Annotated in this window: 11 protein-coding genes; 5 read left to right on the top strand and 6 right to left on the bottom strand. The window is 57.8% G+C overall.

Annotated elements, in window-relative coordinates; genetic code table 11:
- The 4 genes from V7Q10_RS15105 to V7Q10_RS15090 form a co-directional block, all read left to right on the top strand.
- A partial coding sequence (locus tag V7Q10_RS15105) for an alpha/beta hydrolase (RefSeq protein ID WP_333869966.1) occupies nucleotides 1-549 on the top strand: 549 nt, incomplete at its 5' end.
- Nucleotides 549-812: a hypothetical protein gene (locus V7Q10_RS15100; protein WP_333869965.1), complete on the top strand. Its 264-nt coding sequence runs from the start codon at nucleotides 549-551 to the stop codon at nucleotides 810-812. The genes V7Q10_RS15105 and V7Q10_RS15100, both read left to right, overlap by 1 nt.
- The gene (locus V7Q10_RS15095; protein ID WP_333869964.1) at nucleotides 809-1,399 is read left to right on the top strand and encodes an HD domain-containing protein; all 591 of its coding nucleotides are present in this window, start codon (nucleotides 809-811) and stop codon (nucleotides 1,397-1,399) included. Before V7Q10_RS15100 ends, V7Q10_RS15095 begins: the two co-directional genes overlap by 4 nt.
- 91 nt (nucleotides 1,400-1,490) lie before the next feature.
- Complete coding sequence (locus V7Q10_RS15090; RefSeq protein WP_333869963.1) at nucleotides 1,491-2,705, top strand: NADP-dependent isocitrate dehydrogenase; 1,215 nt, start codon at nucleotides 1,491-1,493, stop codon at nucleotides 2,703-2,705.
- Nucleotides 2,706-2,753: 48 nt separating this feature from the next.
- Here V7Q10_RS15090 and V7Q10_RS15085 read toward each other — a convergent pair whose 3' ends face one another.
- Entirely contained in the window at nucleotides 2,754-3,578 is an 825-nt protein-coding gene (locus tag V7Q10_RS15085) for an FkbM family methyltransferase (RefSeq protein ID WP_333869962.1), read from the bottom strand.
- 244 nt (nucleotides 3,579-3,822) lie between these two features.
- On the opposite strand from V7Q10_RS15085, the gene typA reads away from it, so the two are divergent.
- Nucleotides 3,823-5,640 carry a translational GTPase TypA gene (gene typA / locus V7Q10_RS15080; RefSeq protein WP_333869967.1) on the top strand — a complete coding sequence of 606 codons (1,818 nt, stop codon included), beginning with the start codon at nucleotides 3,823-3,825 and terminating at the stop codon, nucleotides 5,638-5,640.
- A 56-nt stretch (nucleotides 5,641-5,696) separates the two neighbouring features.
- Here the strand turns inward: typA and V7Q10_RS15075 are convergent, their stop codons facing one another.
- The 5 genes from V7Q10_RS15075 to V7Q10_RS15055 form a co-directional block, all read right to left on the bottom strand.
- Nucleotides 5,697-6,491 carry a class II glutamine amidotransferase gene (locus tag V7Q10_RS15075; protein ID WP_333869961.1) on the bottom strand — a complete coding sequence of 265 codons (795 nt, stop codon included), beginning with the start codon at nucleotides 6,489-6,491 and terminating at the stop codon, nucleotides 5,697-5,699.
- A gap of 103 nt (nucleotides 6,492-6,594) precedes the next feature.
- Nucleotides 6,595-6,888 (bottom strand): DUF1330 domain-containing protein, encoded by a 294-nt coding sequence (locus V7Q10_RS15070; RefSeq protein ID WP_333869960.1) that lies wholly within the window; start codon nucleotides 6,886-6,888, stop codon nucleotides 6,595-6,597.
- Between the two features lies 1 nt (nucleotide 6,889).
- Nucleotides 6,890-9,544: an alanine--tRNA ligase gene (gene alaS, locus V7Q10_RS15065; protein ID WP_333869959.1), complete on the bottom strand. Its 2,655-nt coding sequence runs from the start codon at nucleotides 9,542-9,544 to the stop codon at nucleotides 6,890-6,892.
- A gap of 149 nt (nucleotides 9,545-9,693) precedes the next feature.
- The gene (recA, locus tag V7Q10_RS15060) at nucleotides 9,694-10,761 is read right to left on the bottom strand and encodes a recombinase RecA (protein WP_333869958.1); all 1,068 of its coding nucleotides are present in this window, start codon (nucleotides 10,759-10,761) and stop codon (nucleotides 9,694-9,696) included.
- 216 nt (nucleotides 10,762-10,977) lie between these two features.
- Nucleotides 10,978-11,705, bottom strand: a 728-nt coding sequence (locus V7Q10_RS15055) for a response regulator (RefSeq protein ID WP_333869957.1), incomplete at its 5' end; no start/stop codon positions are given.

The raw sequence follows: 11,705 nt of genomic DNA, 5'->3' as shown, positions 1-11,705 counted from the left end.
GGCGGCACGATGAACAACAAGGTTGTCTACAACCTGCATTACGCCTTTTATAACATGGGCTTTACCGTGATGCGGTTTAACTTCCGTGGCGTCGGGCGCAGTCAGGGCGAATATGACATGGGCATCGGCGAGCTGTCGGATGCGGCCTCGGCGCTGGATTATCTGCAATCGATGAACCAAAACTCAAAGCATTGCTGGGTTGCGGGCTTTTCCTTTGGCGCCTGGATCGGCATGCAGCTTTTGATGCGCCGCCCCGAGATCACGGGCTTTATCTCGGTCGCGCCTCCGGCCAATCTTTATGATTTCTCGTTCCTTGCGCCCTGCCCGGCTTCGGGTCTGGTGATCAACGGCACCGCAGATAAAGTGGCGCCGCCGAAAGACACCGTCAGCCTTGTGAACAAGCTGCACGAGCAAAAGGGCATCACCGTCACCCACACCCAGATCGAGGGCGCGGATCACTTCTTCAAAGACGAAGAGGCGCATATGAACCCAATGATCGACCATGTTTCGACCTATGTGAAGCGTCGTTTGGGCGAGACAACCCGCTAATGTCGGTGCTGGAAGATATGGGCGATGCTTTGGCGCGCGATGTGATTTCAGCTATGGAAGAGCTGGGAGACGATCGTTTTTTTGACAAGGTTTCCAAAGTCTTGCTGGATGCCTCGCCCACAATGCAAGAGGCGTTTTTAACCGCCTATCGCGTGCGGGTGGCCGAAAAGCGTGGCCGTGCCTATATCGAAGCTGCGCTGAAAGCCAAGCGCGAGGGCCGTGAAGGCCCCCGCGTGGTGATGGACCAAGGCGGCGGCCATTGACCGATCGCCTCGAGGCTCAGTTTGCCTTTCTGAACGAGGCTGACCGGCTGAAATCGGTGCTGCGCGCCACCACTTTGGTGGATGGCTCGCGGCGCGAAAACTCGGGCGAACATTCCTGGCATCTGGCGCTCTATGCGCTGATCTTGGCCGATCAGGCTGATCCGGATGTCGATATAAACCGCGTACTGCGGATGCTGTTGATCCATGACCTTGTCGAGATTGATGTAGGCGATGTGCCGATCCATTCGGCCAATGGCCAAGCTCACGGCAGTACGTCCGTACAAGATTGCGAAGCTGCGGCAGCTGTCCGCATTTTTGGCCTGCTGCCTGCTGATCTGGGCCAACCTTTGCTGGCGCTTTGGCAAGAGTTCGAGGCAGCCGAGACCCCAGACGCGATCTTTGCCAAATCGCTGGACCGCGTGCAGCCGGTGATGGCCAATCTGATGTCAGGCGGCGGCACTTGGATTGAATACAACGTCACAGCCCAGCAGTTGGAAGACCGCGTCGGCGTCAAGGTCGCGCGCGGTGCGCCGAAGCTTTGGGATTGGGTCAAGCAAAAGACCGCCGGTTATTTTCAGACAGGCTAAGTTTTCGGTATACCGCTGCATACCGTCTTTTCTTTTACGCAATTTTCACCTAAAGCAGCCATAAGCGAATCCATATAGTTAAGGGGCTGATATGACCAAAATTAAGGTGGCGAATCCTGTCGTTGAACTCGACGGCGATGAAATGACCCGCATTATCTGGGATTTTATCAAAAAGAAGTTGATCCTGCCCTATCTTGATCTGGATCTGAAATATTACGATCTGGGCATCGAAGAACGCGACCGCACCAATGACCAGATCACCATCGACAGCGCCGAGGCGATCAAGAAATACGGCGTTGGCGTCAAATGCGCGACCATCACCCCAGACGAACAGCGGGTTGAAGAGTTCGGCCTGAAACAAATGTGGCGCTCGCCCAATGGCACCATCCGCAACATCCTTGGCGGTGTGATCTTTCGCGAACCGATCATTTGCAAAAACGTGCCACGGCTTGTGCCGGGCTGGACCAAACCCATCGTGATCGGCCGCCACGCCTTTGGTGACCAATATCGCGCCACCGATTTTCACTTTCCCGGGGCCGGCAAGCTGACGATGAAATTTGTCGGCGAAGACGGCAGCGTGATCGAAAAAGACGTCTACTCCGCGCCCTCGGCCGGCGTCTATATGGGCATGTATAATCTTGACGACAGCATCATCGACTTTGCCCGCTCGTCGCTGAACTATGGTCTGCTCAAGGGCTGGCCGGTGTATCTCTCGACCAAAAACACCATCCTCAAGGCCTATGATGGCCGCTTCAAGGATCTGTTCGCCAAGGTCTATGCTGATGAATTTGAAGACAAATTCAAAGCCGCCGGCATTCACTACGAACACCGCTTGATCGACGATATGGTGGCTTCGGCGCTGAAATGGTCGGGGGGCTATGTTTGGGCCTGCAAAAATTATGACGGCGATGTGCAATCTGACACTGTCGCTCAGGGCTTTGGCAGCCTTGGGCTAATGACCTCGGTGCTGATGACGCCCGATGGCAAGATTGTTGAGGCAGAGGCCGCCCATGGCACCGTGACGCGGCATTATCGCCAGCATCAAAAGGGTCAGGCGACCTCGACAAATTCGATCGCCTCGATCTTCGCTTGGTCAGGCGGGCTGAAGCATCGCGCCAAGCTTGACGACAACGAGGCGCTGATGCGCTTTGCCGCCACCTTGGAAAAAGTCACCGTCGCCACGGTCGAGGATGGCTTTATGACCAAGGATCTGGCGCTGCTGGTTGGCCCCGATCAGAAATGGCTGACCACGATGGGCTATTTGGAAAAGGTTGACGAATATCTGAACAAAGCCTTGGTGGGCTAAAGACATCGGGCCGGCCACTGTGCCGGCCCGTTTTTTTTCACAGCACGCCTATTTGGGCAAAAACAGACGATCATTCGGCCCCAGCGCCTGCGCGTGATAGCCAAAGCCCTCAAGATACACGCTGACCGCATCCAAAAGCTGTTCGCGCGGCAGACATTCTACCCAAAGCGCTGGCTGGCGCTGGCGCAAAATGCCCTCGGCCCCCATCAGCACCTCCATCTGCATGCCTTCGACGTCAATCTTAATCAGATCAAGATCGGCCAGATCGTCGGCTTCAAGCACATCATCCAGTGCAAAAAGCGCAACCGTGCCGTCTTTTTTCGCGCGATAGGTGGTTGCCCCCAGATTGCGTGGATTGAAGCGCGCCATCTCGCCAAAGCCAGTTTCTGCACCAAGCAGACAGTTATAGGCCAGCACCCGATCTTCGATCTGGTTCAGAACGATGGTGTCGCACAGCGTGGCATAGGCATGCGGCATCGGCTCGAAGGCCAGCACCTTGGCGGCCCCCATCACGCGGGTGAAATAGGCGGTGTGATTGCCAATATTGGCACCGATATCGCAAACAATCGAGCGCGGTCCGATCAGGCCAAAGGTCTCAAGCTGGGCCAATTGCCTCGCCTCGTAAAAGCTGCGGGTCTTTAGAATCACCCTTTGTAGATAGTCTTCCTGCGCATCGGGCAATGACAGCGCCACGCGGGTTGCGCGCGGGCCGTTAAAACGCAGAATATGCCCGGCCTCAAGCAAAGCCACCCGTTGCAACAGCAGCTGATCCTCGATCTGCCGGCTCAACAGATCCAATTTCGTCTCGAGAGGTGTCAGATCAAAGCTGTCGTCGCGCGGCACTGCGGAAATTTGCGCCTGTCTGACTGCCATATGTTCCCTCTTGCGCCTGTTTCGAACAGCCTGACCCGCAACCATGGTCGAAAAACGGCAAAGTTAAGATAAATCTGGTGCAACCGAGGGTCTGTCTCGATTTTTTGCGCCAAAATTCAAGCGCAGCCGCGCCAAAGCCACGCATTGCGCTTGGTTTTCGTAAACTTCCAAGGTTCCTCTGGCCTTTCCGCGCAGTCTGGGGTATCGCGCGGATCAAAGCTGACAAATGAAAGTGACCCTCCCGATGGAGCTCCGCAACATCGCCATTATCGCGCACGTCGACCATGGCAAGACCACCCTCGTTGACGAACTGCTCAAGCAGTCCGGTTCGTTCCGTGAAAACCAAGCCGTTTCCGAACGCGCGATGGACAGCAACGACATCGAACGCGAGCGTGGCATCACCATTCTTGCCAAATGTACCTCGCTGGAATGGCAAGGCCTGCGCATCAATATCGTCGACACCCCCGGTCACGCCGACTTTGGTGGCGAAGTCGAGCGGATTTTGTCGATGGTTGACGGTGTGGTTTTGCTGGTGGATGCGGCTGAAGGCCCGATGCCACAGACCAAATTCGTGACCGCAAAGGCGCTTGCGCTGGGTCTGCGTCCGATTGTGGTTCTGAACAAAGTCGATAAGCCTGATGCAGAACCTGCGCGCGCGCTGAACGAAGTGTTCGACCTGTTTGCCAACCTTGGCGCCGACGACGATCAGCTTGATTTCCCAGTGCTTTACGCCTCGGGTCGCGCTGGTTGGGCGGACGCAGAGCTTGACGGTCCGCGCAAGGATCTGAATGCGCTTTATGATCTGGTGGTAAGCCATGTCAAAGAGCCAAAGCAGCTGTCGCGCCGCAACGAGCCGTTTCAGATGCTGGCAACCACGCTTTCGGCTGACCCCTTTATCGGCCGTATTCTGACCGGCCGTGTCGAGGCAGGCACCCTGCGTGCAGGCGAAACCATCAAGGCGCTGTCGCGCGATGGCACCAAGATCGAACAGTTCCGCGTGTCGAAGGTTTTGGCCTTCCGCGGTCTGGTTCAGACCCCGATTGATGCCGCAGAGGCTGGCGATATCGTCACCTTGGCCGGCATGACCAAGGCAACCGTGGCCGATACGCTTTGCGCTTTGGAAGTGGACGTCGCCATCCCCGCACAGCCGATTGACCCGCCGACGATTTCGGTGACCTTTGGCATCAACGACTCGCCTCTGGCAGGCAAAGAAGGCTCTAAGGTTCAGTCGCGCGTGATCCGCGAACGTCTGATGCGCGAAGCCGAAGTCAACGTCGCGATCAAAATCTCGGACACCCCAACCGGTGACGCCTTTGAAGTCGCCGGTCGTGGCGAATTGCAGATGGGCGTGTTGATCGAGAACATGCGCCGCGAAGGCTTCGAGCTGTCGATCTCGCGTCCAAAGGTGATCTTCCAAGACATCGACGGCGTGAAATCCGAGCCTATCGAAGAAGTCACCATCGACGTTGATGACGAATATACCGGCGCTGTGATCGAGAAAATCACCGGTCCGCGTAAGGGCGATCTGGTCGAGATGAAACCGGCAGGCGTTGGCAAGACCCGCATCATCGCGCATGTGCCTTCGCGCGGTCTGATCGGCTATCATGGCCAGTTCATGACCGACACCCGCGGCACCGGCGTGTTGAACCGCGTGTTCCACGGCTGGGCACCGCACAAGGGTGCGATCGAAGGCCGTCGCCAAGGCGTGCTGATTTCGATGGAAACCGGTATTTCGGTGGCCTATGCGATGTGGAAACTTGAAGACCGCGGCCACTTCTTTATTGGCGTGCAAGAACCCGTTTACACCGGCATGATCATCGGCGAACACAGCCGTGACAACGATCTGGAAGTGAACCCGCTGAAGGGCAAACAGCTGACCAACGTCCGCGCCTCGGGCACCGACGAAGCTGTGCGCCTGACCACGCCGGTGAAACTGTCGCTGGAACAGTGCATCGCCTATATCGACGATGACGAACTGGTTGAAGTGACGCCAAAATCGGTGCGGATGCGCAAACGTTTCTTGGATAGCACCGAGCGTAAGCGCAACAAGAGCAAAGACTAAAACAAAGAAAAACCGCCCCTTGGGGCGGTTTTTTTACAGGCTGTGGCAGGGTCGGCTTAGGCGGCCAAAGCCAGCCTGCAGGGGCGAAAATCTTCCACCGTTACGGTTTCGCCGTCAAATGTCGAAAAGCTTGCGCTGGCAATCTCGGTCCAATCGCCCTGCCCATCCTCAAGCGGCTCTGAAACCACCGCCATGCCCTGACGCGTTTCGGAATAGCGGTAGTAAAGCGATGGCACCTGTTCGTCGCTGGAATAGCGCACCGCATAAAGCTTTTTGCCGTCCGACAAGGCCGCCGTCATCCGCAGATAGGGCGCTGCCCCCTTGGCCTTGGCAATCGAGATAAACCGCGCCGCAGCCCGTTCCAGCGCGCCACGCGGATCGGCGTCCAACCCCTCGCCCAAGGCCACCAGAAACAGCGCCTCGGAATCGGTGGCACCTTTGCGGTCGCTATAAAGCTCTTCCGGGATCATCATTTCAGCATCGCGGCGGAACTTTTCAAAGCCGCCGATCTGGCCGTTGTGCATGAACGACCAAGTGCCATGCGCAAAGGGATGGCAATTGTTGCGGCTGGTCGCGGTGCCGGTCGAGGCCCGCACATGCGCCATAAACAGATGCGATTTCACCTGCGCGGTCAGGCTTTTCAGGTTCGGATCCGACCAAGCCGGCAGCACATCGCGGTAAAGCCCGGGCTCTGCGCGCTCGGCGTACCAAGCAAGCCCAAAGCCATCAGCATTGATCGCCGAATTGCACTGGGTGGCGCAATGGCTTTGATGGATCAAGGAATGCCCCGGGCGACTGACGATCTCTTCCAGAAAAATCGGAGTGCCAATATAGGCTGCCCAGCGACACATGTGTTAACCCCTTGGTAAGGGACCAGGTTTTAGCATTGGTCCATTTGCGGGAAAGAGTATCACAGCCAAGCCGGCGCTCAATACAATTTCCCGCGAAATGCAATCAATCGCCCAGCTCTTCCACCACCATCAGATCGCGCAGCGAAGCGCCTTTGGCATGGGCAAGCGCTGTTTGATAGTCGGGCGAATGATAGCAGGCCACCGCCGCCTCAAGACTTGGAAAGCGCGCGACGACATTGCGCGCGCGCTCGTTGCCCTCAAGCTGGACATAGCGGCCACCGCGGGCCAGAAACACCCCGCCGTGGGCCGCAATCGCGGGGCCAGCCCCTGTGGCATAGCGGCCATAGGCCTCGGCGTCGGTGACATCGACATGGGCAATCCACAAAGCGGTTGGCATCCTAGGCCTCCAGCGCTGCGTGAACGGCGGCAATCGCGGCATCGGCCAGCGCAATATCTGCGCCGCCCGCCTGCGCCATATCTGGCCTGCCACCGCCGCCCTTGCCGCCAAGCGCCTCGGCCGCAGCTTTGACCAGCGTTACCGCCGAAATCCGCGCGGTCATATCCGCCGTCACGCCAGCAGCCACCGCAGGTTTCGCCCCAGTATCGGCAATCAGCACCACAGCGCCCGAGCCGATCTGCGCCTTCATCTCGTCAATCAGCGCCGGAAGATCCTTGCCCGAGACGCCGCTCAGCACCTGCGCAATCAGCTTTACGCCGTTGATTTCCTTGATCTCTGGGCCGCCCGACTTGCCGCCCATCGCCAACTCGCGGCGCAGTTGCGCCACCTCATTGGCCAAAGCGCGCCGCTCGTCTTGCAAGGCTTTGACGCGGTCCAGCACATCGCCCGCATGGGTTTTCAGCGCCGTGGCCACATCCGACAGGCGGGCGTCTTGCGCGCGCAAATGGTCCAGTGCGGCCTGCCCCGTCAGTGCCTCAATCCGGCGAACGCCCGAAGACGAGGCGCTTTCGCTGATCAAAACAAAGGCGCCAATATCGCCGGTGCGCTTGACATGGGTGCCGCCGCAAAGCTCGAGGCTATAGGTGCGCCCGTCGCTGCCCTTGCCCGAACCGTCCAGCTGCCCCATCGAGACCACGCGGACCTCATCGCCATATTTCTCGCCAAACAGCGCCTGCGCGCCCAAGGCCCGCGCGTCATCAGGCGTCATGATCCGGGTGTCCACGGCGGTGTTCTGCCGCACAAAGGCGTTGACCTCGGCCTCGACCGTGCCGATTTCGGCAGCCGTCATGCCTTGGCTGTGGCTGAAATCAAAGCGCAAACGATCTGGCGCGTTCAAGCTGCCACGCTGGGCGACATGATCGCCCAAAGCGCGCCGCAGCGCCTCGTGCAGCAAGTGGGTGACCGAGTGGTTGGCCTGAATAGAGGCGCGCCGCGCATGGCTGACCTCGAGCTTGGCGGCCTGACCGCGCAGGATGCTGCCTTCGATCACAGTGCCCAAGTGGATGAAAACGCCTGCGGTTTTCTTGGTGTCGGTGACTTCGACCAAACCTGTTGCCGTGCGGATAAAGCCGGTATCGCCGACCTGACCGCCGCTTTCTGCATAGAACGGCGTCTGGTTGACCATGACTTGTACGTTCGTGCCAGTGGCTGCATCGCCAATTTGCGCGCCGTCACGCACCAAGGCCAGCACCTCGCCCTCGGCGGTTTCAGTGTCATAGCCAAGGAATTCGGTGACGCCCTTGTCTTGCGCAAGCTCGAACCAGATATTGGCGTCAGTCGCCTCGCCCGAACCGACCCAAGCCGCGCGCGCTTTCTTGCGCTGCTCGTCCATCGCGGTCTCGAAGCCCTGCACATCGACGCCGCGCCCCTTTTCGCGCAGCGCATCCTGCGTCAGATCCAAGGGGAAGCCGTAGGTGTCATAAAGCTTGAACGCTGCCGGGCCGGGCAGATCGCCGCCCTCGGGAATACGCTCTAACTCGTCGTCCAGCAGCTTCAGACCACGGTCAAGCGTGGTGCGGAACCGGCTTTCCTCGAGCCGCAGCGTCTCTTCGATCATGCTCTGCGCGCGGCCCAACTCGGGATAGGCCGCCCCCATTTGCCGCACCAAAGTCGGCACCAGCTTGTGCATCACCGGATCTTGCGCGCCCAACATATGCGCGTGGCGCATGGCGCGGCGCATAATCCGGCGCAGCACATAACCGCGCCCCTCATTCGACGGCATCACACCATCGGCAATCAGGAAAGAGGTCGAGCGCAAGTGGTCGGCAATGACGCGGTGGTGCATTTTGCCCGGACCATCCGGATCGGCACTGGTCGCATGCGCCGAAGCCTCGATCAGGCTGCGCATCAGATCGGTGTCGTAATTGTCGTGCTTGCCTTGCAAAAGCGCACCAATCCGCTCAAGCCCCATGCCGGTGTCGATCGACTGCATCTCAAGCGGGCGCAGGCTGCCATCGGCAAACTGCTCGTTTTGCATGAAAACATTGTTCCAGATTTCAATGAAACGGTCGCCATCTTCCTCGGCACTCCCCGGAGGGCCGCCCCAGATATGTTCGCCGTGGTCATAGAAAATCTCGGTGCAAGGTCCGCAAGGCCCCGTCGGCCCCATGCGCCAAAAGTTGTCATCCGAAGCGATGCGGATGATCTTATGCTCGGGCAGACCGGCGATTTTCTTCCAGAAATTGGCGGCCTCGTCATCGGTGTGATAGACGGTGACCAGAAGCTTATTCTTATCAAGGCCGAAATCTTTGGTCAGCAATTCCCAAGCAAAAGCAATGGCTTGCTCTTTGAAGTAATCGCCAAAGCTAAAGTTTCCCAGCATCTCGAAAAAGGTATGATGCCGCGCGGTATAGCCGACATTGTCCAGATCGTTGTGCTTGCCGCCCGCGCGCACGCATTTTTGCGCCGTGGTGGCGCGCTTGTAATCGCGGGTCTCGACGCCGGTAAAGGCGTTCTTGAACTGCACCATCCCCGAGTTGGTAAACATCAAGGTCGGATCATTGCGCGGCACCAAGGGCGAGCTTTCAACGACACGGTGGTCGTTGCGCGCAAAGAAATCGGTGAAGGTCGAGCGGATATCGTTCAACGAAGGCATAGGTTTGGCCCCCCAAAAGGCAGAAAAAAGGGTGATTGCGCCCCGTTTATCCCCGCAAGACGGGCCTGTCCACGCCTTGATTGCTTTGCACAAAAAAAGGCCGGAAACTCGGGGTTCCGGCCTGGTTTTTTAGATCATTTGATCAAGGATCAGTCGTCGAGCAATGCAGTATCCTCGGAGGCCATAGCAAAATCCAAACCATTGGCGGCGCGGATCTTTTCTTCGATGTCTCGCGCCATCGCAGGGTTTTGCTTTAGGAAGGTTTTCGCATTCTCGCGGCCCTGCCCGATCCGCTCATCGCTGAAGGAATACCAGCTGCCGGATTTCTCGACCACGCCAGCTTTGACGCCGATATCGACCAACTCGCCCATCTTCGAGATGCCCTCGCCATACATGATGTCGAATTCAACTTCGCGGAACGGAGGGGCAACCTTGTTCTTCACCACTTTGACGCGGGTCGAGTTGCCAACCACTTCGTCGCGGTCCTTGATCGCGCCGGTGCGGCGAATATCCAAGCGCACCGAGGCGTAAAACTTCAGCGCATTGCCGCCGGTGGTGGTTTCGGGCGAGCCAAACATCACGCCAATCTTCATGCGGATCTGGTTGATAAAGATCACCATGCAATTGCTGCGGCCAATGCTGGCGGTCAGTTTGCGCATGGCTTGGCTCATCAGACGCGCTTGCGAGCCCATCTGCATATCGCCCATATCGCCTTCGATTTCCGATTTCGGCGTCAAAGCTGCGACCGAATCGACCACAATCAGGCTAACAGCCCCCGAGCGCACCAGCGTGTCGACAATCTCCAAAGCCTGCTCGCCAGTGTCGGGTTGGCTGATCAGCAGCTCGTCCAGATTGACGCCCAGCTTTTTGGCATATTGCGGATCAAGCGCATGTTCAGCGTCAACAAAGGCGCAAACGCCGCCCTTTTTCTGCGCTTCGGCCACACAATGCAGCGTGAGCGTGGTCTTGCCCGAAGATTCAGGACCATAAATCTCAATAATCCGCCCCTGCGGCAAACCGCCGATGCCCAAAGCAATGTCCAGCCCCAAAGACCCGGTCGAGGTCGCCTCGACATCCATCACCGCATTGTCTTGGCCGAGCTTCATAATCGAGCCCTTGCCAAACTGGCGTTCAATCTGTGCCAATGCGCTTTCCAGCGCCTTTGCCTTGTCCATATCGCGCTTCCCGTTCAATTCGAGTAGATTTGCCGCTGCCATTTGCTTTGCCCTTATTCCATGCTTGCATCCAGGCGGCAATCGCCGAAGATGTTCTTGCTTTGTTTGCTATCTATGGGGGTAAAAAGAGAACATTTCAATCAAATTGTCGCCCATTCACTATTCAGCAGGAAAATTAATGAAGCGTTACCATCGCTGGGCTTTTGGGAGTGTTGCGCAAGATATTTGAAAAAACATGGGCTTTCTTGGCAAAAACAGTCACTTGCACTGCGCGTGAACGGTCTCTGTTAGGTCTGACAGCGAAAACGGCTTGGCAAGGAAGGTTGAATTCGGAATCCGCGATTGGCCTTCTGACAGCGATTCTTCGGCATAGCCCGACACAAAAATAACCCGCACCTGCGGTCTTTTTTGCAATGCAATGCGCACCCAAGTTGGACCATCCATACCCGGCATCACCACATCGGTGACAAAGATATCAATCTGAAGCGTCTCATCTTGCAAAATCTGCAAAGCCGCTTCGGCACTCTCGGCCTCAAGCACGGTAAAGCCGCGCATCCGCAGGGCGCGGCTGGCGAAGGCGCGCACCGGCGCCTCGTCTTCTACCAACAGCACCACGCCTTCGCCTTGTCGGACAAGCTGTGGCTTTGCAGGCTTTGCCGGGCTGACGCGCTCTTCGCCTTGGTAAATCGGGAAATACAGCTGGAAACTGCTGCCCTCACCCTCGGTCGAATCGACAAAAATATAGCCGCCCGATTGTTTGACGATGCCGTAAGCGGTGGAAAGCCCGAGTCCCGTGCCCTCACCCACGCGTTTGGTGGTGAAAAATGGCTCGAAAATCTTGGTAAGCCGGTCTGAAGGGATGCCGCAGCCGCTGTCGGTGACCCGAATCACCGCGTAATCGCCGGCGGGCACAACAGCGCGGTCGCGGTGCAAATCATCAATCAGATGCAGCGCTTGGGTGTCGATCCCGATGGTGCCCCCCGACG

Origin of the sequence: Cypionkella sp., assembly GCF_036782355.1 — a bacterium.
GTDB lineage: Bacteria > Pseudomonadota > Alphaproteobacteria > Rhodobacterales > Rhodobacteraceae > Cypionkella.
This window is presented reverse-complemented; position numbering and strand designations above follow the sequence as displayed.

What these genes read in the sequence shown, in the direction of transcription:
- V7Q10_RS15085 (WP_333869962.1), bottom strand. Translation starts at nt 3,578, where the DNA reads ATGGCAGTCAGACAGGCGCAAATTTCCGCAGTGCCGCGCGACGACAGC.
- alaS (WP_333869959.1), bottom strand. Translation starts at nt 9,544, where the DNA reads ATGCCTTCGTTGAACGATATCCGCTCGACCTTCACCGATTTCTTTGCG.
- typA (WP_333869967.1), top strand. Translation starts at nt 3,823, where the DNA reads ATGGAGCTCCGCAACATCGCCATTATCGCGCACGTCGACCATGGCAAG.
- V7Q10_RS15100 (WP_333869965.1), top strand. Translation starts at nt 549, where the DNA reads ATGTCGGTGCTGGAAGATATGGGCGATGCTTTGGCGCGCGATGTGATT.
- V7Q10_RS15090 (WP_333869963.1), top strand. Translation starts at nt 1,491, where the DNA reads ATGACCAAAATTAAGGTGGCGAATCCTGTCGTTGAACTCGACGGCGAT.
- V7Q10_RS15070 (WP_333869960.1), bottom strand. Translation starts at nt 6,888, where the DNA reads ATGCCAACCGCTTTGTGGATTGCCCATGTCGATGTCACCGACGCCGAG.
- V7Q10_RS15075 (WP_333869961.1), bottom strand. Translation starts at nt 6,491, where the DNA reads ATGTGTCGCTGGGCAGCCTATATTGGCACTCCGATTTTTCTGGAAGAG.
- recA (WP_333869958.1), bottom strand. Translation starts at nt 10,761, where the DNA reads ATGGCAGCGGCAAATCTACTCGAATTGAACGGGAAGCGCGATATGGAC.